Annotated in this window: 18 protein-coding genes; 6 read left to right on the top strand and 12 right to left on the bottom strand. The window is 71.8% G+C overall.

All coding sequences use genetic code 11. The annotated features are described in order from the left end of the window. From SSOG_RS34720 to SSOG_RS34705, 4 genes are all read right to left on the bottom strand, one after another. The coding region (locus SSOG_RS34720; RefSeq protein ID WP_063631610.1) for a MaoC family dehydratase at window positions 1–316 on the bottom strand (316 nt) is incomplete at its 3' end. A 40-nt stretch (window positions 317–356) separates the two neighbouring features. Next, window positions 357–1835 carry an acyl-CoA synthetase gene (locus tag SSOG_RS34715; protein WP_009718943.1) on the bottom strand — a complete coding sequence of 493 codons (1479 nt, stop codon included), beginning with the start codon at window positions 1833–1835 and terminating at the stop codon, window positions 357–359. A 7-nt stretch (window positions 1836–1842) separates the two neighbouring features. Next, entirely contained in the window at window positions 1843–2715 is an 873-nt protein-coding gene (locus SSOG_RS34710) for a 4-hydroxyphenyl-beta-ketoacyl-CoA hydrolase (RefSeq protein ID WP_009718942.1), read from the bottom strand. Then, window positions 2712–3641 (bottom strand): SDR family NAD(P)-dependent oxidoreductase, encoded by a 930-nt coding sequence (locus SSOG_RS34705; protein ID WP_009718941.1) that lies wholly within the window; start codon window positions 3639–3641, stop codon window positions 2712–2714. The genes SSOG_RS34710 and SSOG_RS34705 overlap by 4 nt, the downstream gene beginning before the upstream one ends. Window positions 3642–3778: 137 nt before the next feature. Between SSOG_RS34705 and SSOG_RS34700 the strand changes: the two genes are divergently transcribed. Further along, entirely contained in the window at window positions 3779–4249 is a 471-nt protein-coding gene (locus SSOG_RS34700) for a MarR family winged helix-turn-helix transcriptional regulator (RefSeq protein ID WP_009718940.1), read from the top strand. Here SSOG_RS34700 and SSOG_RS34695 read toward each other — a convergent pair. Together SSOG_RS34695 and SSOG_RS34690 are read right to left on the bottom strand one after the other, a co-directional pair. Beyond that, window positions 4243–4872, bottom strand: a complete 630-nt coding sequence (locus SSOG_RS34695; RefSeq protein ID WP_009718939.1) for a response regulator — start codon at window positions 4870–4872, stop codon at window positions 4243–4245. The genes SSOG_RS34700 and SSOG_RS34695 overlap by 7 nt on opposite strands. Further along, complete coding sequence (locus SSOG_RS34690) at window positions 4869–9167, bottom strand: HAMP domain-containing protein (RefSeq protein WP_009718938.1); 4299 nt, start codon at window positions 9165–9167, stop codon at window positions 4869–4871. The genes SSOG_RS34695 and SSOG_RS34690 overlap by 4 nt, the downstream gene beginning before the upstream one ends. 294 nt (window positions 9168–9461) lie before the next feature. Between SSOG_RS34690 and SSOG_RS34685 the strand changes: the two genes are divergently transcribed. The 3 genes from SSOG_RS34685 (at window position 9462) to SSOG_RS34675 (ending at window position 13901) form a co-directional block, all read left to right on the top strand. Further along, window positions 9462–11150, top strand: coding sequence for a SpoIIE family protein phosphatase (locus SSOG_RS34685; RefSeq protein ID WP_009718937.1), 1689 nt, complete (start codon window positions 9462–9464; stop codon window positions 11148–11150). Between the two features lie 132 nt (window positions 11151–11282). Next, the gene (locus tag SSOG_RS34680) at window positions 11283–12743 is read left to right on the top strand and encodes an aldehyde dehydrogenase family protein (RefSeq protein ID WP_009718936.1); all 1461 of its coding nucleotides are present in this window, start codon (window positions 11283–11285) and stop codon (window positions 12741–12743) included. A 27-nt stretch (window positions 12744–12770) separates the two neighbouring features. Beyond that, complete coding sequence (locus tag SSOG_RS34675; protein ID WP_009718935.1) at window positions 12771–13901, top strand: NAD(P)-dependent alcohol dehydrogenase; 1131 nt, start codon at window positions 12771–12773, stop codon at window positions 13899–13901. 9 nt (window positions 13902–13910) lie between these two features. Here SSOG_RS34675 and SSOG_RS34670 read toward each other — a convergent pair whose 3' ends face one another. From SSOG_RS34670 to SSOG_RS34645, 6 genes are all read right to left on the bottom strand, one after another. Further along, window positions 13911–14690, bottom strand: coding sequence for an enoyl-CoA hydratase/isomerase family protein (locus SSOG_RS34670; protein WP_039939363.1), 780 nt, complete (start codon window positions 14688–14690; stop codon window positions 13911–13913). A 129-nt stretch (window positions 14691–14819) separates the two neighbouring features. Then, window positions 14820–15041, bottom strand: a complete 222-nt coding sequence (locus SSOG_RS34665; RefSeq protein ID WP_009718933.1) for a helix-turn-helix domain-containing protein — start codon at window positions 15039–15041, stop codon at window positions 14820–14822. Between the two features lie 391 nt (window positions 15042–15432). Next, window positions 15433–17031, bottom strand: a complete 1599-nt coding sequence (gene abc-f / locus SSOG_RS34660) for a ribosomal protection-like ABC-F family protein (protein WP_009718932.1) — start codon at window positions 17029–17031, stop codon at window positions 15433–15435. Between the two features lie 184 nt (window positions 17032–17215). Beyond that, window positions 17216–18613: a hypothetical protein gene (locus SSOG_RS34655; RefSeq protein ID WP_009718931.1), complete on the bottom strand. Its 1398-nt coding sequence runs from the start codon at window positions 18611–18613 to the stop codon at window positions 17216–17218. A gap of 153 nt (window positions 18614–18766) precedes the next feature. Beyond that, window positions 18767–19897 carry an alpha/beta hydrolase gene (locus SSOG_RS34650; protein WP_009718930.1) on the bottom strand — a complete coding sequence of 377 codons (1131 nt, stop codon included), beginning with the start codon at window positions 19895–19897 and terminating at the stop codon, window positions 18767–18769. Between the two features lie 46 nt (window positions 19898–19943). Beyond that, a complete protein-coding gene (locus SSOG_RS34645) occupies window positions 19944–20672 on the bottom strand; it encodes a class II aldolase/adducin family protein (RefSeq protein ID WP_050800051.1) in 729 nt (242 codons plus the stop codon). A 236-nt stretch (window positions 20673–20908) separates the two neighbouring features. Between SSOG_RS34645 and SSOG_RS34640 the strand changes: the two genes are divergently transcribed. Further along, window positions 20909–22246, top strand: coding sequence for an inorganic phosphate transporter (locus tag SSOG_RS34640; protein WP_009718928.1), 1338 nt, complete (start codon window positions 20909–20911; stop codon window positions 22244–22246). A gap of 15 nt (window positions 22247–22261) precedes the next feature. Then, window positions 22262–22492, top strand: coding sequence for a hypothetical protein (locus SSOG_RS34635; RefSeq protein WP_009718927.1), 231 nt, complete (start codon window positions 22262–22264; stop codon window positions 22490–22492). Window positions 22493–22520 lie beyond the last annotated feature (28 nt).

Genomic DNA, 22520 nt, shown 5'->3' with positions numbered 1-22520 from the left:
CTGGCGCGACCGGGACCGGCGCGGGGAACCGCACCTTGTTGAGGCCGTAGTTGACGGCCATCCGGACGCCGCCCAGTTCGAGGATCTCGCTCCACAGCGGGATCAGCAGGGACAGGGTGAGATAGCCGTGGGCGATGGTGCCGCCGAAGGGGCCGTCCTTGGCGCGCTCGGGGTCGACGTGGATCCACTGGTGGTCGCCGGTGGCGTCGGCGAAGGTGTCGACCCGGTTCTGTTCGATCTGGTGCCACGAGCTGTGGCCGAGGTGCTGTCCGGCCAGCTGCTTCAGCTCGTCGAAGCTGTTCACGGTCGTGGGCATGCGGGATCTCCGTTCATGGGTGTCGCGTATCGTCAGCTGGTCAGCGCAGGGCGGATTTGCGGATCTTTCCGCTGGCGGTGCGCGGCAGCGCGGTCCGGAACTCGACCGCCTTCGGCACCTTGTACTTCGCGAGGCGGCCCGCGAGGTGGTCGAGCAGGTCCTGCGGATCGGTGGCGGCTCCGGCCCGGAGGACCACGACGGCCTTGCCGACCTCGCCCCAGCGGGCGTCCGGCATGCCGATCACGGCGCATTCGACGACGTCGGGGTGGTCGTACAGCGCGTTCTCGACCTCGGCCGGATAGACGTTCTCACCGCCCGAGATGATCATGTCTTTGACGCGGTCCACGATGAACACATAGCCGTCCTCGTCCCGCACCCCCACGTCCCCGGAGCGGAACCATCCGCCCTCCAGCAGCGCCTCCGCGGTCGCGTCCGGCAGGCCGTAGTAGCCGCGCATCACATGGGGGCCGTGCACCAGGATCTCGCCGGGCTCGCCGGGAGCCGCCTCGCCGGTCAGGTCCGACCGGACCAGCCGGACGTCGGTGAAGAAGTGCGGCACGCCCGCCGAGCCCGCCTTGACGGCGCTCATCTCGCGGTCGAGCAGCAGCGTCCCGGGGGACGCCTCGGTCATCCCGTACCCCTGGATGAAGGAGAGGCCGCGCCGCAGATAGACGTCGATCAGCGCCCTGGGGACGGGGGAACCGCCGCACATCAGGATGCGGACGCTCGACAGGTCGGCCGTCGCCCAGCGCGGCGACTCCGCGACCGCCGCGAACATGGTGGGGACGCCGAACAGGCAGGTCACGCCCTGGCCCTCGATCAGGTCGAGCATCCGTTCCGCGTCGAAGCCGGGCTCTATGACCACGCGTCCGCCCTTGAGCAGGGTCGGCAGACAGGTCATGTTGAGCGCGGCGGTGTGGAAGAGGGGCGCGGTGACGAGGGTGATCTCGTCCGAGGCCAGATCGGTGTCGACCAGGACGTTGAGGCTGTTCCAGGTGATGTTGGCGTGGCTGAGGACGGCGCCCTTGGGGCGGCCGGTGGTGCCGGACGTATACATGATCATGCACGGGTCGTCGTCGGCCATGGCCTCGTCCGCCCGGTCGTCCCCGTCACCGTCCACCAAATGGTCGGTCGCCACCGCAATCCCCGGGCCCGCCTCCGCGGCGGTCTCCGCGCAGTGCGGGTCGTGGAGGAGCAGCCGCGCGCCGGAGTCGCTCAGCATGTAGGCCAGTTCGGGCGCGGCGAGCCGGGTGTTGAGCGGGACGAAGACCGCGCCCACCGCGCAGGTGGCGAACAGCGCGTGGAGGAACGAGGGGTGGTTGGGGCCGAGGTAGGCGACGCGGTCGCCGCGCCCGATCCCGCGCGCCCGCAGGGCCCGGGCGAACCGGGTGACGGTCGCGTCCAGCTCCCGGTAGGTCTGGGTGTCGTCGCCGTGGACGATCGCGATCCGCCCAGGGGTCTTACGGGCCCGCCGCCGCGGCCACGATCCGATGCCGGTCCCCTGCTGCTCGAGCATCATCTCCCGCTCACTCCTTCGTGAGGCCGAGCAGCCGCGCCGCGTTGTCCTTGAGGATCAGCGGCCGAACCTCGGGCTTGATATCGAGTCGGTCGAAGTCGGCCAGCCACCGGTCCGGGTCGATCACCGGGTAGTCGGAGCCGAAGAGAACCTTGTGCTTGAGCAGCGAATTGGCGTAGCGGACCAGCTGCGGCGGGAAGTACTTGGGCGACCAGCCGGACAGGTCGATGTAGACGTTCGGCTTGTGCGTGGCGACGGCCAGCGCCTCGTCCTGCCAGGGGAACGACGGATGGGCCAGGATGATCGGCAGCTCCGGGAAGTCCACGGCGACGTCGTCCACGTCCATCGGGTTGGAGTACTTCAGCCGGATGCCGCCACCCCCGGGCACTCCCGCGCCGATCCCGGTCTGCCCGGTGTGGAAGAGCGCGGGTACGCGAAGCTCCTCGATGGCCTCGTACAGCGGGTAGAACCGCGGGTCGTTCGGGTGGAACGCCTGGAGGGACGGGTGGAACTTGAAGCCGCGCACCCCGTGGCCCTCGACCAGCCGCCGGGCAGCCCGCACCGCCGCCCGGCCCTTCCACGGGTCGACGCTGGCGAACGGGATGAGGACGTCGGCGTGTTCGGCGCAGGAGGCGGCGACCTCCTCGTTGCCGATCGGCGGATGGCCGGTGGCGCTCTCCGCGTCCACCGTGAAGACGACGGCGGCGATGCGGCGTTCGCGGTAGTGGGCGGCCAGCTCGGGGATGGTGGGCTGCCGGGCGCCATGGGTCTTGAAGTACGCGGCGGACGCCTCGGCCAGTTCGCCGCTCAGCGAGGAGTGGCCGTCGGCCGAGACCTCGGCGTGGGTGTGGACGTCGATGGCGACGAGGTCGTCGAGGTTCACCGCCCGGCCCCCTCCGTGCCGTTAGGGTCAACCGGCGCGGGGATGCCCACGCCCTCCGGGTGCCGCCCCAGCGACGTACCCCAGACGCCCGCGATGGCGTCCGCGTCCCAGCCGCCCTCGCGGTAGACCGCGGAAGTCTCCTCGGGGTGGGTCCACAGGGTCAGCCGGTCGCCGCCGACGCCGATGGCCTGCCCGGTGATGCCGTCGGCGGCGTCCGAGGCGAGGAAGACCACGAGCCCGGCGACGTCGTCGGCGGTGCCGAAGCCCTCGCCCTGCCGCAGCCAGCCGGGCAGCGGTTCGCCGCGCTCCTCGTACGCCTCGACGTGCGGCGCGAAGGCGGGGATGGTCGCGGTCATGGCGGTCGCGGCGACGGGGATCACCGCGTTGACGCCGATCCCGGCCTTGGCGCACTCCATCGACCAGGTGCGGGTCATGCCGACGATGCCCGCCTTGGCGGCGGAGTAGTTGGTCTGCCCGAAGTTGCCGCGCTGCCCCGCGGGTGAGCCGATGAGGATCAGACGGCCGCCCCCGCCGCGCTCGCGCATATGCCGGACGGCGGCGCGGGCGCAGGTGAAGGTGCCCTTGAGGTGGACGCCGACGACCGCGTCGAAGTCCTCGTCGGTCATCTTCCACAGCACCCGGTCGCGCAGGATGCCCGCGTTGGTGACGAGCACGTCGAGCTGGCCGAAGGCCTCGACCGCCCGGTCCACGAGCGCGTCGGCGACCTCGCTGGTGCCGACGGCTCCGGGCGCGGCGACCGCCGTACCGCCCTCGTCGGTGATGACCTTGACCGCCTGTTCGGCGGTGGCCGCGTCGGCGTCGTTGACGACCACGCGGGCCCCCGCCCGGGCCAGGGCGCGGGCGTAGGCGAGGCCGAGGCCGCGCCCCGCGCCGGTGACCACGGCGGTCTTCCCCGTCAGCTCCATGGGCTTCGGATCCTTCCACGAGTATCATCAGGGTTCCTGATTCTTATGGTGAGTCCAGCACTCCGGGAGGTCGGGTGTCAATGGGCGGAGCAACGGCCGGGCGCCGTCCCCGGTCACCGGTCGGGCAAGATGGCCGAATGACCACTACCGAGCAGTCCGACTCCGCGCAGCTGGACCAGGTCGGCACGCTCTACCTGGTGAAACGGCTGGAACAGGCGATACGGGCCCATCTGGACGCGCTGCTGCGCCCCCTCGGCCTGACCACGCTCCAGTACACGGCGCTGACCGTCCTGGAGCGCCGGGACGGGCTGTCGTCGGCCCAGCTCGCCCGTCGCTCGTTCGTCAAGCCGCAGACCATGCACGAGATGGTCCAGACGCTGGAGGAGCGGGGGTTCATCGAGCGCCGCCGTGACCCGGCCAACCGCCGGGTGCTGCTCATCAGCCTCAGCGACCGGGGGCGCGAGGCGCTGCGCAGCTACGACGAGCAGGTGCGGCTGCTGGAGGAGCGGATGCTCGGCGGGCTGACCGAGGAGCGGCGCGGGGAGCTGCGCCATGCGCTGATCGACTGCACCCGGGCGATGTCGGACGCGCCGTCGCAGGGTCATTGACCCTGGTAGGCCTGACGGGCGGCCCGCAGCTCCTCCACGGTGCGGGTCAACTCGGTGACGCAGTCGGCCAGCCCGGACGCCTCCTCGCCGCCCCCGCCGCCCTCGCGCAGCACCTCCGCGGTGCGGGCGAGCCGTTCGGAGACCCGTTCCAGCCGCTCGTCCGAGGGGTCCGGTTCACCGGCCAGCTGGCGGCGCAGCTGTTCGGCCTGGGCGGCGAGCTGGAGGTTCTTGCGGTGGAGGTCAAGGAAGACGTTGACCTTGGTCCGCAGCAGCCAGGGGTCGATGGGTTTGGTGAGGAAGTCGGCGGCGCCGATGGCATAGCCCCGGTAGGGATAGTCCGAATCGGCGTCGGTGCCGGTCAGCAGGATGATCGGGACGTCCTTGGTCTGGTCGATGCGCTTCATGTTGGCGGCGGTCTCGAAGCCGTCCATGCCGGGCATCAGGACGTCGAGCAGCACGACGGCGAACTCCTGCCGGAGCATCGCCTTCAGCGCCTCCTCACCGGAGTGGGCGCGGACGAGGCGCTGATCGAGCGGGCCCAGGACGGCTTCCAGCGCGATCAGGTTCTCTTCCATGTCGTCGACGATCAGTATTCCGGCACGGTCGGGTGCGGCGGCACTCATGACTCCCCCTGTCTCGGCCTCGGCGGGCGCGTCTCCGCGTCCGGGCCGGTCTCGTCGCGGGATTCGTCACCGGTCTCGCCGCCTGTCGCGTCCCCGCGCTCGTCGCCGCTCCCGTCCCCGGACACGCCGACGTCGTCCACGGACTCCGCACCCTCCACCGGTTCTCCCGGGACCGGTCCGCGCACGGGGTCGAGCAGGTCGCAGACCGTGGACATCAGCCGGTCGACGTCCACGGGCTTGGGGACATAGCCGTTGGCGCCGCTTTCGAGCGCCTTCTCGCGGTCGCCGGGCATGGCCTTGGCGGTCAGGGCGATGATCGGCAGATCGGCGAGCCGGGGGGTGCCGCGGATGGCCCGGATCGTCTCGTAGCCGTCCATCTCCGGCATCATCACGTCCATCAGCACCAGGGACACATCCGGGTTGCGGTGCAGGACGTCCAGCCCCTCGCGGCCGTTCTCCGCGTACTTCACGGTCATGCCGACCCGGCCCAGCACATGGGTGAGCGCGAAGACGTTGCGGATGTCGTCGTCGACGATGAGGATGCGGCGGCCGGTCAGCACCCGGCTGGGGCGGCCGCGCTGCCACTGCTGGAGCCGGGGGGCGTCCGCCCGCGCCTCGCCCTCGGCACCGCCGTGGTCCTGGGGGGCCAGCAGGTTCTCCAGGGAGCCGCGGTCGCCGGTCACGCCGGTCTGGTCGCTGAACACGCCGCTGGGCGCGTGGTCGGCGGTGTCCGGGAGCGGTTCGTCCATGGTGGGCAGTGCCGCCGGGACGGTGGCGCCGGTGGCCCGGGGGTCGGACACGTCGGGCGGCGGGACGACTCCGGCGTAGTGCGCGGGCACGTAGAACGTGAAGCAGGAGCCGACGCCCTGCTCGCTCTCGGCGATGATCCGGCCGCCCAGCATTCCGGCGATCTCCCGGCTGATGGACAGACCGAGGCCGGTGCCGCCGTATTTGCGGCTGGTGGTGCCGTCGGACTGCTGGAACGCCTCGAAGATCACGGGCAGCTTCTCGGACGCGATGCCGATGCCGGTGTCCTTGACGGAGAACGCGACGACCGCGTCCGCGTCGCGCAGCGTCTCCTCCTGGAACTCCGTGCCGACCGCCCGCTCCACGCGCAGCTTCACCCCGCCCGAGGGGGTGAACTTCAGGGCGTTGGAGAGCAGGTTGCGCAGGATCTGCTGGATCCGCTGCTCGTCGGAGTACAGCTCGCGCGGTACGTCCTCGCCGACGGCGATCTCGAACGACAGGCCCCGGTCGATGGCGAGCGGCCGGAAGGTGGCGTGCACGTAGTCGAGCAGCTTCATCAGCGGCAGCTTCTTCGGACGGACGTCCATCCGCCCGGCCTCGATCTTCGACAGGTCGAGGATGTCGTTGATCAGCTGGAGCAGGTCGGAGCCGGAGCGGTGGATGGTGGTGGCGAACTGCACCTCCTGGGGGGACAGCCGCTGGTCGGCGTTGTCGGCGAGCAGCCGGGCCAGGATCAGCAGCGAGTTGAGCGGGGTGCGCAGCTCGTGCGACATGTTGGCCAGGAACTCGGACTTGTACTGGGAGGCCGTGGCCAGCAGCGCGGCCTTCTCCTCCAGCTCCGCGTTGGAGCGCTGGAGCTCGTTGGAGCGCTGCCGCAGCTCGGTGGTGAGCCGCTGGGATTCGGACAGCAGCGACTCGGTGCGGGCGTTGGCGATGATGGTGTTGATCGAGACGCCGATGGTGTTGACGAACTGGTCGATGAAGGCGAGGTGGACCTCGCTGAACCGGCTGAAGGAGGCCAGTTCGATGACGCCGAGCACTTGGTCCTCGTACAGGATCGGCAGGATGACGACGCTGGTGGGGAGCGCGGCGCCGAGTCCGGAGTTGATGGTGATGTAGTCGGGCGGGACGTTGTTGATCAGGATCCGCTTCTTCTCCATGGTGGCCTGGGCGACCAGTCCGCGGCCGCCGGCGCCGCTGGCCGGAAGCGGGCCGTTGTTCTGCTCGGTGCCGTATCCGGCGATCAGTTTCATGCCCTCGCCGGGTCCGACGCCGGGCTGGCCGAGGAAGAACGCTCCGAACTGGGCGTTCACCAGCGGGGCCAGCTCACGAAGGATCAGGTCGGCGACCTCGACCAGATCGCGGTGGCCCTGCATCAGGGAGGCGATACGGGCGAGGTTGGACTCCAGCCAGTCCTTGGCGCGGGTGGTCTCGCGCAGGTTGGCCACCATGAGGTTGACGTTGTTCTTCAGCTCCGCGACCTCGCCCTGTGCCTCGACCGAGATGGACCCGGACATGTCGCCCTTGGCGACGGCGGAGGCGACCTCGGCGATGGCCCGCACCTGGGTGGTGAGGTTGAGGGCGAGATCGTTGACGCTGGTGGTCAGCCGCTTCCAGGTGCCGTAGACGCCCTCGACGCGGGCCTGGCCGCCGAGCTGGCCCTCGCTGCCGACCTCGCGGGCGACGCGGGTGACCTCGGAGGAGAACGAGGAGAGCGTGTCGACCATCGTGTTGATGGTCGTCTTCAGCTCCAGGATCTCGCCCCGGGCGTCCACGTCGATCTTCTTGGACAGATCGCCCTGGGCGACCGCGGTGGCGACCTGGGCGATGTTGCGGACCTGGGAGGTCAGGTTGCCCGCCATGAAGTTGACGTTGTCCGTCAGGTCCTTCCAGACCCCGGACACACCCTGGACCTCGGCCCGGCCGCCGAGCTGGCCCTCGGTGCCCACCTCGCGGGCCACCCGGGTCACCTCGTCGGCGAACGCCCGGAGCTGCTGGACCATGGTGTTGACGGTCTCCTTGACCTCCAGGATCTCGCCCCGGGCGTCCACGGTGATCTGCTTGGAGAGGTCGCCGTCGGCGACGGCCGTGGTCACCTGGGCGATGTTGCGGACCTGGGTGGTCAGGTTGAGCGCCATGAAGTTGACGTTTTCGGTCAGGTCCTTCCAGACCCCGGATACGCCGCGGACCTGCGCCTGGCCGCCGAGGTTTCCTTCGGTGCCGACCTCGCGGGCCACCCGGGTCACCTCGTCCGCGAAGGACGACAGCCGGTCCACCATGGTGTTGATCGTCGACTTCAGCTCCAGGATCTCGCCCTTGGCCTCCACGCCGATCGTCTTGCTCAGGTCTCCCTCGGCGACCGCGGTGGCGACCTGGGCGATATTGCGGACCTGGGAGGTCAGGTTGTCGGCCATGAAGTTGACGTTCTGGGTGAGGTCCTTCCACACCCCGGATACGCCGCGGACCTGGGCCCGGCCGCCGAGCCGGCCCTCGGTGCCCACTTCGCGGGCCACCCTGGTGACCTCGTCGGCGAACGCCGACAGCTGGTCGACCATGGTGTTGACGGTGTTCTTGAGTTGGAGGATCTCGCCCCGGGCGTCGACGGTGATCTTCTGTGAGAGATCACCGGTGGCGACCGCGGTGGTCACCTGGGCGATGTTGCGGACCTGGCTGGTCAGGTTGGACGCCATGAAGTTGACGTTGTCCGTCAGGTCCTTCCAGACCCCGGACACGCCCCGGACCTGGGCCCGGCCGCCGAGTTCGCCCTCGGTGCCGACCTCGCGGGCCACCCGGGTCACCTCGTCGGCGAACGCGCGCAGCTGGTCGACCATGGTGTTCACGGTCAGCTTCAGCTCCAGCAGCTCACCGGTGGCCTCGACGGTCACCTGCTGGGTGAGGTCGCCGCGGGCCACGGCCGTGGTGACCACGGCGATGTCGCGGACCTGGCTGGTCAGCCGGGAGGCCATGGTGTTGACGGCCTCGGTCACCTCGCGCCAGTCCCCGGACAGCCCCTGGACCTTCGCCCGGCCGCCGAGGCGTCCTTCCGTGCCGACCTCGCGGGCCACCCGGGTCAGCTCACCGGTGAACAGCGACAGCTGGTCCACCGTGCGGTTCACGCCGCGGGCCAGCCGCCGCAGATCGCCGCGCAGCTGACGGTTGCCGTCGTGCAGGTCGACCCGCCGGGTCAGATCGCCCTCGGCGATGGCGTCCAGCACCCGGGTGGCGTTGGATACGGGGCCGGTCAGCGCGTCCACCAGCTGATTGGCGTCGTCCACGCTGGCCGCCCACGCGCCCTGGCCGGGGCTCGCGGTGATCCGCTCGTCGAGGCGCCCCTGGCGTACGACCTCACGGCGGACCCGCTGGAGCTCGGAGGCAAGGTGGGCGTTGCGTGCCACCAGTTGGTTGAACGTCCCGGCCATTTCGCCGAGCACGCCCTCGCCCGTGCCGTCCATACGTACGGTGAAGTCGCCGTCGCACAAGGCGTTCATCGCCGCCAGCAGCGACCTCAGTTCGGCGGTGCACTCCGCGGGATTAGGGTCGCGTGCCATGGCGTCGTCCCTTTAAAGATCATTAGATATCCCTACGTCTGTCATAATATGGCACCTAGATAGCCTAATCCGCCCGAATTGCCCAGGAGCCGCACGTGGGAGCTCTGCTTCCTCTCTCGCGCGAGTCCGTTGCCCGGACGACGCTGCCCGGAAGCGTGCGCGCACCAGGGGCCGCGCGCTCCTTCGTCCGCACCACTCTCGCGGGGCAGACCGCGACCGAAATCCTCGGGCCTGGCGCGGTCGGCGCGCGGATGACCGAGGACGCGGTGCTGCTCGTGAGCGAGCTGGTCACCAATGCCGTGCTGCAAAACAAAAAACCCGGGTCGAGGTCACAAAACCGCCTCAAAAAACGGGAACGGACCGGAGGATTCCGACGACGCCTCTGCCAATGTCGCCGACGACGCCTCCGACGCCGAGCCGCCGGACCGCCCGGGCATCGTCATCGAGGTGGCCGATCTGCACCCCGCCAGCGTGGTGCTGGGCGGGCCCGACACCCAGCGCCACGGCCGGGGCCGCGGCCTCCAGCTGATCGGCGCGCTCGCCGAGTCCTGGGGCGTGACGTACCACCGCAACCGCAAATCCGTATGGTTCCGCCTGGACACCGAGACGGCGTCGGCCCAGGTCGACGCCGTACCCGCCGAGGCCCCGGACCGCGCTTCGCCCGCCGCCGCGCCCCGCACCCCCGCCCCGCCGCAGGGCCGCCGCGACCGGACGGCGGAATGGGTCGACCGCGGCGGGCCGTCGTTCCTCGCCGAGGCCAGCGAGCTGCTCACCGGACAGCTGGACGAGAACATGGTCGCCTCCCTCGCCGGGCAGCTGCTGGTGCCCCGGCTGGCCGACTGGTGCGCCGTATGGCTGAACTCCGAGAGCGGCCGGCTGAAGCTGCGCCGGGTCTGGCACAACGACGAGCGCCGCATCGAGGCGCTCCGCGCCACCCTGGAAGGCGATCCGCCACCGGCCGGGCTCGGCGCCCCCGGCACCCCCTGGCCCTGGCCCGAGGCCGCCGACCCCTCCGGCACGGGCGGCTCCGCGCTGACCTTCCCGCTCATCGCCCGCGGCCGCGGCTACGGCGTGCTGCTGCTCGGCCGCGCGGGGGTGCCGCAGATGACCGAGGGCGTGGTGCGGCTCTCCGACGACCTGGCGCGACGGATGGCCCAGGCCGTGGCCACTGCCCGGCAGTACACCCAGCAGGCCACCATCAGCCGGGCGCTCCAGCGCCGTCAGCTGCCGGTCTCGCTGGCCCACATCCCGGGCGTGGACACCGCGATCGTCTACGAGCCGCACGGCGAGGGCCAGACCGTCGGCGGCGACTTCTACGACCTGTTCCCGATGGGCGGCCGCCGCTGGTGCTTCCTGCTCGGCGACGTCTGCGGCAGCGACCCGGAGGCGATGTCGGTCACCGGCCTCGCCCGCCATCTGGTGCGGCTGCTGGCCCGGGAGGGCCACGGCGTGGAGTCGGTGCTCACCCGGCTCAACCAGGCCCTGGTGGAGGAGGAGGCGGAGGCCACGGCCCTGGGCGGCGATCAGGCCCGGTCGCGCTTCCTCAGCCTGCTCTACGGGGAGCTGGAGCCCGACCCCGACTCGGGCGGTACGCACTGCGTCCTGGCCAGCGCCGGGCATCCGCTGCCGCTGCGGCTGAGCACCGACGGCGAGGTGGCGCCCGCGGCGCTCCCGCAGATGCTGCTGGGCATCGATGACGAGCCCGACTTCCACGCCGACTCCCTGGACCTGGCGCCGGGCGAGACGCTGCTGTGCGTGACCGACGGGGTGACCGAGCGGCGGGACGGCAACCGGCAGCTGGACGACGACGACGGCCTGGCCGACATCTTGCGCGGCTGTGCGGGGCTCGGCGCCAAGGCCATCGCGGAGCGGGTGCGGCTGGCCGCCCATGACTTCGGCACCGAGCCGATCGACGACGATCTCGCGGTGCTGGTGCTGGAGGCGGTACCGACGTCGGCACAGGAGCTGATGCGGGCGCCGTGAGCCCGTGAGCCCGTGAGCCCGTGAGCCTGTGAGCTTTCGAGCGCAAAGTTCTTGAAATGTGTACGTCCCGGGCCTTGTCGCACGCTTCCCCGAAGAGCATCATCAGGATTCCTGAGCATTGAGGAGTCCGCGATGAGCCTGCTCTCCACCGCCGACTGGGCGGACAGGATCTTCACCGGCGGCTGGGACCTCCCGGCCCGGCCCGGCACCATCGACATCACCGAGCCCGCGACCGGGCAGCACCTCGGCTCCGTCGGCCGGGCCACCGAGGCGGACGTCGCCCCCGCGGCCCGTACCGCGGCGGCCGCTGGGCGCACTTGGGCCGCGGCCCCCTTCCCCGAGCGGACCGCGGCCCTGCGGCGCGCGGCGGACGCCTTCCGGAGCCACGCCGACGAGATCGCCGACTGGATCGTGCGGGAGGCCGGATCGTCGCGGGCGAAGGCCGCCCTGGAGGTGGCGGTCGCCGCCGCCGAATGCGAGGAGGCCGCCGCCCTGCCCGCGGCGCCCACCGGTGAGCTGCTGCCCTCGACGCAGCCGCGGCTGAGCATGGCGCGGCGGATCCCGGTCGGGGTGGTCGGCGTGATCTCGCCGTTCAACTTCCCGCTGATCCTGTCCATCCGCTCCATCGCCCCGGCGCTCGCGCTCGGCAACGCCGTCCTCCTCAAGCCCGATCCGCGCACCCCGGTGTCCGGCGGGGTGGTGCTCGCCCGCGTCTTCGAGGAGGCCGGGCTGCCCGCGGGGCTGCTGCACTGCCTGCCGGGCGGCGCGGACGTCGGCGCGGCGATCGTCCGCGACCCGGCGGTGCGGGTCGTGTCGTTCACCGGCTCCACCGCGGCGGGCCGCGCGGTCGGGGCACTGGCCTCCGAGCAGCTGACCCGGGCCCATCTGGAGCTGGGCGGCAACAGCGCCCTGATCGTGCGGGAGGACGCGGACATCGACGCCGCCGCGTCCTGCGGGGCCTGGGGGAACTTCCTCCACCAGGGGCAGATCTGCATGGCGGTCGGCCGCCATCTGGTGCATGAGTCGCGGTACGAGGAGTACCTCGGCCTGCTCGCCAAGAAGGCCGAGCAGCTCACCGTCGGCGACCCCTTCCGCGAGCCGGTCGCCCTCGGCCCGCTCATCGACGACCGGCAGCTCGGCCATGTCGTGGACATCGTGGAGCGCAGCGTGGCCGCTGGCGCCCGGGTGGTCACCGGCGGCACCCATCGGGGCCGGTTCTACCGGCCCACGGTGCTTGCCGACTGCGGCCCGTCCGTGCCCGCCTGGGACGAGGAGGTGTTCGGCCCGGTCGCGTGCGTACGTCCGTACCGTGACGACGACGAGGCCGTGGCGCTCGCCGCCGACTCCCCGTACGGCCTGAGCCTGGGCATCCTCACCGCCGATACGGCACGCGGACTCGCGCTGGCCGAGCGGATTCCCAGCGGGATGGTCCACATCAACGACCAGACGGTCAACGACGATCCGAACGCGCCCTTCGGCGGACTTGCCGCATCCGGCTTCGGCCGGGTGGGCGGCGCCCGGGCCAATCTCGACGCCTTCACCGAGACCCAGTGGCTGACCCTGCGCGGCGACACCGCGCGCTACCCGTTCTGAGCCATTCCGAGCCACGGAGATTCCACGATGACCGAAACCCTCGCCGCCGTGGTGAACAAGCCCGGCGCCGCCTTCTCCCTGGAGCGGATCACCCTGGACGAGCCCCGGCCGGACGAGGTCGTGGTCCGGCTGGCCGCCGCCGGGGTCTGCCACACCGATCTGACCGTGCGCGACGGCCATCTGCCCTTCCCGCTCCCCGGCGTCCTCGGCCATGAGGGCGCGGGCGTCGTGGAGCGGGTCGGTTCCTGGGTCGGCCGGGTGCGGCCGGGCGACCACGTCGTCCTGACCTTCACCTCATGCGGTACGTGCGGCACCTGCCGCGGCGGCCATCCCGCCTACTGCGCCTCCTGGCTCCCGCTCAACCTCCTCGGGGGCACCCGCGGCGACGGCACCGCGACCCTGCGTTCCGCCTCCGGGGCCGCTTCCGGGACCGGAGGTCTGGGGGGTCATTTCTTCGGCCAGTCGTCCTTCGCGACCCACGCTCTGGTGGACGAGCGCAGCGTGGTCCGGGTCCCGGCGGACATCCCGCTGACCACCCTGGCCCCCTTCGGCTGCGGCATCCAGACCGGTGTCGGCGCCGTCCTGAACGTCCTGCGGCCCCGGCCGGGCAGCACGATCGCCGTCTTCGGCACCGGCGCGGTCGGGCTCGCCGCCCTGATGGCCGCCGTGCTCGGCCCGGTCCGGCAGGTGATCGCCGTCGACCGGCTCGCCCCTCGGCTGGCGCTGGCCCGGAAGCTGGGCGCCACGGCCGTGGTCGACGCCGCGGAGGAGGACACCGCGGCCGCCCTGGTCGAGCTGACGGACGGCCTCGGCGTCGACTGCGCCCTGGAGACCACGGGCCACCCCGGCGTCCTGCGCACCGCCATCGACGCCCTCGCGCCCCGGGGCGAGGTCGCGGTCATCGGGGCACCGCCCATGGGCACGGAGGTCGCGGTCGATGTCAACGGCATGCTTCCGGGCCGCCGCATCACCGGCGTCACGCTCGGCGACAGCGAACCGGAACAGCTGATCCCGCTGATGGTCGCCCTCCACCAGCAGGGTCGGCTGCCGGTGGACCAGCTGATCCGGACCTATCCGTTCGCCCGGATCGAGGAGGCGGCGGCGGACATGACGGCGGGCACCACGATCAAGCCGGTGCTGACCTTCGAGGACGCGTGATCTGGGGTGTTACTCGGCCACACCGGCGAGGTCGCGAATGCGGCGGGCCTGGGCGGCGCGCTCGGCGGCGCGCTGCTCGTCGTACGTACGGTCCGCAGCGCCCCGCAGCAGCGCCTTGGTCTCGACCACCGCGTCGCGCGGGGCGGCGAGCAGGGCCGCGGCCAGGTCCTGGACCGCGCCGTCCAGCTCGGCGGCGGGCACCACGAGGTTGGCGAGGCCGGTGCGCTCGGCCTCCTCGGCGTGGACGGAGCGCCCGGTCGCGCAGATCTCCAGCGCCCGGGCGTACCCCACGAGCCCGACCAGCGGATGGGTGCCGGTCAGGTCGGGCACCAGCCCGAGGCTGGTCTCGCGCATCGCGAACTGCACGTCCTCCGTGCATACCCGCAGGTCACAGGCGAGGGCGAGCTGAAAGCCCGCCCCGATCGCATGGCCCTGCACCGCGGCGATGGACACGATGTCGTTGCGCCGCCACCAGGTGAACGCGTCCTGGTAGGCGGCGATGATCCCGTCCAGCTCGGCGTCCGAGCCGCGGGCCATCTCCGGGAAGGACGGCTCGCCGTCGAACCCCTCGGGGGTGAACGCCTGCCGGTCGAGACCCGCCGAGAAGGACACGCCCTCGGCGCGCAGCACCACCACGCGCACGCTGCCGGGCAGCAGCGACCCCGCCTCGGCCAGCGCCCGCCACAACGCGGGCGACTGGGCGTTGCGCTTGGCCGGATTGGTCAGGGTCACCGTGGCGACCGCGTCATCGACGATGAGCGATACGCCGTCCTTGTCGAGCAGGGTCACAGGAAGCCTCCGGTCGGCCGCAGTCAGTACAAGTGACTGCACAGTAACCACCCGGTCGAACGGACGATCAACCGGGTGGCACTGTCCACACCTGCTTCCGGTGACGAACCGCGGACGCGAGACGCGCGATCAGGCCGATGCGGCCTTCTTGCCTCGCGTCGCGCCACCGCGACCACGTAGGGACACTCCTGATTCGCTGAGCATCCGGTGGACGAATCCGTAGGAACGGCCGGTCTCCTCGGCCAGCGCCCGGATGCTCGCACCGGAGTCGTACTTCTTTTTCAGGTCTGCCGCGAGCTTTTCGCGCGCGGCGCCGGTCACCCGGCTGCCCTTCTTCAGAGTCTCGGCCACCCGTGCCTCCTCATGGGAAGTGCGCTCTGGACTCTCATGATCACCCCTAGGCGGCTTCCTGGCCACCCATTCGGCAAGACCTGTGGAGGAAGGATTCCGAGAAATGGCGCCATCCGAGCCTTCGGAATCCTGGATTCCGGCGACTTACGCCCTGTCAGTCTTTCTTGATCCGCGAAGAAAGGGCAGGTCAGGACCTATGTGCCAGAGGTTGGACGGAGAGCGACCGGCGCGCGGCACGTGCCGTGCGCCGGTCGTGGGCGGCGCGCCGCGATACGAGCCGTTCTCACTCAGATGACGGATCACGCCTAGGCCGAATGATCTACGAGGCCAGGGATCAGGAGATCAGGCCGGGGCCCGACGCCCGGAGGTCGGGCCAGCGCGACCAGGTCGGTCAGGCCAGCGCGACCAGGTCCGCGTAGTCCGCGCCCCACAGGTCCTCGATGCCGTCCGGCAGCAGAATGATCCGCTCCGGCTGGAGGGCGTCCACCGCGCCCTCGTCGTGGGTCACCAGCACCACCGCACCCGTGAACGTGCGCAGCGCGCCGAGGATCTCCTCGCGGCTGGCCGGGTCGAGGTTGTTGGTGGGCTCGTCGAGCAGCAGGACGTTGGCCGAGGAGACGACCAGGGTGGCCAGCGCGAGCCGGGTCTTCTCACCGCCGGAGAGCACTCCGGCGGGCTTGTCCACGTCGTCGCCGGAGAACAGGAACGAGCCGAGCGTCTTGCGGATCTCGACCAGATCGAGGTCGGGCGCGGCCGAGCGCATGTTCTCCAGGACGGTGCGCTCCGGGTCGAGCGTCTCGTGCTCCTGCGCGTAGTAGCCGAGCTTCAGCCCGTGGCCGGGCGACACCTGGCCGGTGTCCGGCTTCTCGACCCCGGCCAGCAGCCGCAGCAGGGTGGTCTTGCCCGCGCCGTTGAGGCCCAGGATGACGACCCGGGAGCCCTTGTCGACGGCCAGGTCGACATCGGTGAAGATCTCCAGGGAGCCGTACGACTTCGACAGGCCCTCGGCCGTCAGCGGGGTCTTGCCGCACGGGGCGGGGTCCGGGAAGCGCAGCTTGGCGACCTTGTCGGACTGACGCACCGCGTCCAGGCCGGACAGCAGCTTGTCGGCGCGGCGGGCCATGTTCTGCGCGGCGACCGTCTTGGTGGCCTTGGCGCGCATCTTGTCGGCCTGCGAGTTGAGCGCGGCGGCCTTCTTCTCGGCGTTGGCGCGCTCGCGCTTGCGGCGCTTCTCGTCGGCCTCGCGCTGGGCCTGGTAGAGCTTCCAGCCCATGTTGTAGATGTCGATCTGCGAGCGGTTGGCGTCCAGGTAGAAGACCTTGTTGACGACCGTCTCGACGAGGTCGACGTCATGGGAGATGACGATGAAGCCGCCGCTGTAGGTCTTCAGGTAGTCCCGCAGCCAGATGATCGAGTCGGCGTCGAGGTGGTTCGTCGGCTCGTCCAGCAGCAGGACGTCGGAGTCCGAGAACAGGATCCGGGCCAGCTCGACGCGGCGCCGCTGACCGCCGGAGAGGGTGTGCAGCGGCTGGCCGAGCACCCGGTCCGGCAGGCCCAGGCTGGCCGCGATGGTCGCGGCCTCCGCCTCGGCCGCGTACCCGCCCTTGGTCAGGAACTCCGTCTCCAGGCGCTCGTACTTCTTCATCGCGCGCTCACGGGTGGCGCCCTTGCCGTTGGCCATGCGGTCCTCGTTCTCGCGCATCTTGCGCAGCACGGAGTCGAGGTCGCGGGCGGAGAGGATGCGGTCGCGCGCGAGGACGTCGAGGTCGCCGGTGCGCGGGTCCTGCGGCAGATAGCCGACCTGGCCGGAGCGGGTGATGCTGCCGCCGGCCGGGATGCCCTCACCCGCCAGGCACTTGGTGAGCGTGGTCTTCCCCGCGCCGTTGCGGCCGACGAGGCCGATGCGGTCGCCCTTGGCGATACGGAACGAGGCGGACTCGATCAGAACACGGGCGCCGGCACGCAGCTCGACGCCGGATGCGGTGATCACGGGAATTACTCCTGGGCAGATGGACAGCGGACGGGACGGACCAGCGGGCGGGGCCGACGCCGTCTAATGCACGAGGAGAATTGCCATGGAGCTAGTTTAGCGGTGCGGGCAACCGGTTTTTCCCTTGGGGCCCGTGTTCTCCCCCACCCTCCGCGCGGGCTCTCGCTGCCTCCCGTGCGGCCCCTCAGACGCCGCCGGTGTGGACCTGGAAGGCCGCCCGGCGCACCGCCTTGGCGAGGGCCGGGTCGGGGTGGGCGGCGGCCAGCGCCACCAGCACCTGCACCGTACGGGGGTGGCCGACGGCCCGTACCTCCGCCAGCAGCGCGGGCACCGTGCCCTGCACCGCCGACTCCAGGTGGCGCACCAGCAGCGGGCTCTCGCCGTGGTCGGAGATGGCCGCGGCGGTGTCCACCCACAGCCAGGTGGCCTCCTCGCGGGTGAGCACGTCCAGCGCGTCCTCGGGGTCGGCGCCCTCGTGCTCGGCGAGCCACAGCAGCGCGTACGGCCGCAGGCACGATTCGTCCACGACGGCGCGCACCGAGGGCTCGGCGGGCGCCCCGGCGACCCGGAGCGCCTCGAACGCGAGACCGCGCAGCAGCGCGTCGTCGCCGCGCGCGGCGTCCAGCAGTTCGGTGATGGCGCTGCCGACCGGGCGGGCGGCGAGCCAGGCGCGGTACTCGGCGCGGGCGGGCCCGGGGGTGAGGCCCGCGCAGCCGCGCAGCATGTCGGCGGCGGGGTGCTCGATGTTCCCGGCGGGGCTCTGGGCGGCCACGCAGATCTGCTCCAGCTTGACCCACACCGCCCAGTTGCCGAGCGCGGTGAGGACGGCGTCGCCTTCGAGGACGGTGAGCGCCCCGACCGAGGCGAGCGCGTCCAGGGCCCAGCCGAGCAGGCCCTCCAGCGCGTCGTCGTCCTCCTCGGCGCCCTCCGCCCGCTCCCCGTGGGCGGAAACGTGGGCGGCCGCGTGGGCGGGCGGTTCCGGGGTCGCGGCGGGGTCGGCGAGGTCGTCGGCGTCCACCGGCGCGGCCACCCCGTACGGCACCTCGCAGCGCTCGGTGCGCAGCTCCGCGACCCGCTTGCGCAGCATGTCCAGCAGCGTGGAGATCTGCACCGGGCCCGCGGACAGCTGGAGCAGCGGGAGCAGCTGCGGTACGGCCTCGACCACCTCGGCGACGGCCGTGGGCTCGGCGGTCTCCGGCGCCGGGCTGGCCAGCGACCAGGCGTCGAGCAGCGCGACCCAGCCGCGCAGCACGGCGCTGTCGTCGCGGTCCCAGGCCTGGAGCCGCCAGCCGGGGCGGGCGGTGCCACCGTGCAGATCGACGAGCCCGACGAGCCGGGCCCGGTCCCAGTCGGCCCGCACCTCCTCGGGGCTGCGCCCGAGCGCCGCGGCGGCGCGGGCGGCGGCCTCGTCGGAGAGGGCCCCGAGCGAGTCGTCCTCGGCCGCGGCCCAGCGCGCCACCTCCACGGCCCCGACAAGCCCCGCACGGGCCTGCCGGGCCAATTCCGGCCGGGGCGGCGTGCCCTCTGGCGGGCGTGGCGCCGGCCGGGAGCGGTTCGGCGCGGGCCGCGGGGCGGTGGCCATCGGCCGCTGGCGGACGAGTCGGAGCCGGGAGTCGCGCGGAGTACGGGACGTCACAGAAGCAGTCTCGCCGTTGACGGCCCGAAAGCCCAATCGGCACCCGTCCGGCGGTCGCCGCGGCCGGATTCCGATGGGTGGCGGGGACCGCCGGAGGCGCTAGATGAGGGGCGTGAGGAAGCGGCGCAGCGCCTCCTCGTACCCCCGGGGGTCGGCGTTCCACATGGCGGCGTGCGGGGCGTGTCGCACCGGATGAAGGGTGACCAGCTCGGGCCGGGCAGCGGCGAGTTCACGGGAGGCGTCCCAGGGCGCGAGGGTGTCGCCGGGGCCGTGCACGATGAGCGTGGGAACCGGCAGGCTCTCGGGGTCGGCCGCCTCCGCGAGCTTGCCGTCGTGGAGCCCGGTGCGCCCTTCCACGGCCCGTACGGCGAGCGGGAGCAGGGCGGCGGGGGCGCGGCGCGCCGCGGCGAGGGCGCGCAGGGTGGCCCGCCAGTCGAGCACCGGGGAGTCCAGGACGATGCCGCTGAGCCGGTGCCGCAGTGCGGAGTTGGCGGCGGCGTGCAGGGCCATCGAGGCGCCGGTGGACCAGCCGTGCAGGACGACGCTCTCCGCCCCGTAGCGGACTGCGTAGCGGATGGCGGCGTCGAGGTCGCGCCACTCGGTCTCGCCGAGGTGGCTGATGCCGTCGGGCGGGCGCGGGGCGCCGGGGTCGCCTCGGTACGCGAGGTCGAGCACCGGGATCCGCATCCGGCGCAGCATCGGCATGACGACCATGGGGTGTTCCCGGGTGGTGCCGAGGCCATGGGTGGTGATCACCCAGGTGGTGCGCTCGCCGGGCAGGAACCAGGCGGGCAGCGGACCGAGTTCGCCGGGAATGTCGACATCGGCGTGCTCGATACCGAGCGCGTCCCTCGGGTTGCCGATGTGCACCTGCGGGGTGAGCCGCACCCGGGTGCCCGCGTCGAGGGTGCCGTGTGTCACCCGTTCCAGGCGGCGTACGACGCAGTCGGCGGGGTGCGGAACGTCCTCGTCCACCGGGCCGACGACGGCGTGGCAGGCCCGGCCGAGGAGACCGTAGGTGCCGGGGCGCAGCGAGGCGAGCGAACGGGTGAGGGTGATCCGCCCGTCGTCGTCCATGGCGTGCACCGTGAGCGGCGGCTCGTTCGGCAGTGGCCGGTCCGGGGCCGGTCTGAGCGCAGCGTCGGTGACGTACCGGCCCGCCGCCACCGCGGCCGCGCCGACACCCAGCAGAGTGGTGGCGGCAGCGACCGCCGTTGTCCGCACACGCATCCCTCCCAGTGTGGGTGGGCGGCCGCGCGGCGGCCAGTGGAAGAGGCTATTTCGGGACGTCCGGAACGTCGCCCTCCGCGCCGCCGTCCCGTGTCTGGCCGTAGCCGCTGAGTTTGGCCGCGGCGCGGTCCAGCTCGGCGGGCGGGAGGAGGGTGGGGGTGCGCCCGGGGACGGCGGCCGCGGCCAGCCAGACCTGGCACATCCATTCCAGCTGGGCGGTGCGGTCGTAGGCCTGGTCCAGCGTCGCGCCGTATACGACGGTGCCGTGGTTGCGCAGCAGACAGCCGGAGCGGTCGCGCAGCGCGGACAGCATGTTTTCGGCCAATTCATCGGTGCCGTAGAGCGCATAGCCGGCGACCCGGACCGGCCCGCCGAGGGCGGCGGTCATGTAGTGGATCGCGGGGAGTTCATCGACCAGTGTGGAGACGGCGGTGGCGTGAACGGCATGGGTGTGGACGATGGCCGCGGCGTCTTCCGTGTGACGGTAGACGGCGAGGTGCATGGGCAGCTCGCTGGTGGGCGTGAGCGTGCCGAGCACCTGTCGGCCGTCGAGGTCCACGCCGACCACGTCACGCGGGCCGAGCCGGTCGTAGGGGACGCCGCTCGGGGTCACCAGGACGGTGTCACCGATCCGCGCGGACACATTGCCCGAGGTGCCGACGACGAGTCCGTCGGCGGTGGTTCTGCGGGCCGTCCGCACCACCTGCATCCACGCCTGCCGCAGGGGCTGGGTCAGCCTCGGCTGTGGCCGTCGTGCCGATCGCGGCTCCGTCACGGGCCCTCACCTCCGGGCGCGATCCTTCCATAGGGGCGCCGGCGCGGTGCGGTTACACCGGCTCGATGTACGGACACCAAATCCCGTATGGCGAAAGGGAGTACGGTCGAAAACCAGCCGTTCTCACACTCGCGCGCCCGTGTCACCGTGAAGCCCGCCTCAGTTCATCTTCCGTTCACCCAGTTTCCTTACGTTCACCGTGCACTGACAGCCCTCCGAACTGATTGACCGGGTGTATGGAACACATCACGCTTCTCATCGGGATCGTGATCGTCACGGCCTTGGTGTTCGACTTCACGAACGGCTTCCACGACACGGCCAATGCCATGGCCACCACCATCTCCACCGGAGCGCTCGGTCCCCGGGTCGCGGTGGCGATGTCGGCAGTCCTCAACCTCGTCGGCGCCTTCCTCTCTGTGGAGGTCGCCAAGACCATCTCCGGCGGAATCATCGACGAGGGCTCCGGCATCCAGCCCGAAGTGATCTTTGCGGGGCTCGTCGGCGCGATCCTCTGGAACCTGGTGACCTGGCTGGCCGGTCTCCCGTCCAGCTCCTCGCACGCCCTCTTCGGTGGCCTCATCGGCGCCACCGTGGTCTCCGTCGGCATGGACGGGGTCAACGGCGACGCGATCGTCATGAAGGTCCTCATCCCGGCCGTGGCCGCGCCGGTCGTGGCGGGCATCGCCACGGTGGCCGCCACCCGGCTCACCTACCGGCTGGCCGACAACCGGGCCGCGGAGGACACCGCGAAGGGCTACCGCGCCGGGCAGATCGCCTCGGCCGCCCTGGTCTCCCTGGCCCACGGCACCAACGACGCCCAGAAGACGATGGGCGTCATCACCCTCGCGCTGGTCACCGGCGGCGTCATCGCGCCGGACTCCGACCCGCCCATGTGGGTGATCGTGTCCGCGGGGCTCGCCATCGCGCTCGGCACCTACCTGGGCGGCTGGCGCATCATCCGCACCATGGGCAAGGGCATCACCGACATCCAGCCGCCGCAGGGCTTCGCCGCCCAGACCGGCGCCGCGACGGTCATCCTGGCCTCGTCCCACATCGGCTTCGCGCTGTCCACCACGCAGGTCTGCTCGGGCGCCGTCATGGGTGCGGGCGTCGGCCGCAAGGGCGGGGTGGTGCGCTGGTCGACCGCGGGCCGCATGGTCGCCGCGTGGGCGCTGACCCTCCCGGCCGCCGGTCTGGTGGCCGACGCCGCGGCGCTGCTGGACGACCACGGCAACGGCGGGATCGCCGCGGTCGCCGTCCTCGCGGTGCTGGGCTGCGGTGTCATCTGGCTGCTGTCGCGCCGCAAGCCGGTGGACGCCAGCAACGTCAACGCGCCGGGTGCGGAGTCCGCCGAGCCGGTCGGTGTCGTCACCGCCGCCGTGCGGTCGGTGGCCCCGCCGCCCGCCGGAAAGACCGCGTCCGCCGCCGATGCCACTGATGGCACGGACGCCACGGATGACGCGGACACCTCGAACGCACACGCCTCGAATGTCTCGGGCTCGACGTCCGGCAAGGACGCCTCCTCCGAATCCGCCCCGACCCCCGCCACCGCGGGAACCGGTTCCACCAGCTGACAGGGAGCACACGCAATGCACATCGACTGGGCGGCCCTCGGCCAGGTCTTCGGCGTCAGCCTCGCGGTGACGGTCGGCGTCGTCGGGGTCTTCACCCTGGGCATCATCGGCACCTCCCGTACGGCTCAGCCGCAGCCCCAGGCCGCCGCGGGCGGCGCTTCCCCGGTTGCGCGCACCGGCGCGTACGCCTGTTTCGCGCTGTGCGCCGCGGTCGTGGCGTACGGCATCTATCTGATCGTGGCCTGAAACAGACGGAAACCACACAAGCCGCGGG

It is taken from the genome of Streptomyces himastatinicus ATCC 53653 (assembly GCF_000158915.1).
In the GTDB taxonomy this organism is placed as follows: Bacteria; Actinomycetota; Actinomycetes; order Streptomycetales; family Streptomycetaceae; genus Streptomyces; species Streptomyces himastatinicus.
This window is presented reverse-complemented; position numbering and strand designations above follow the sequence as displayed.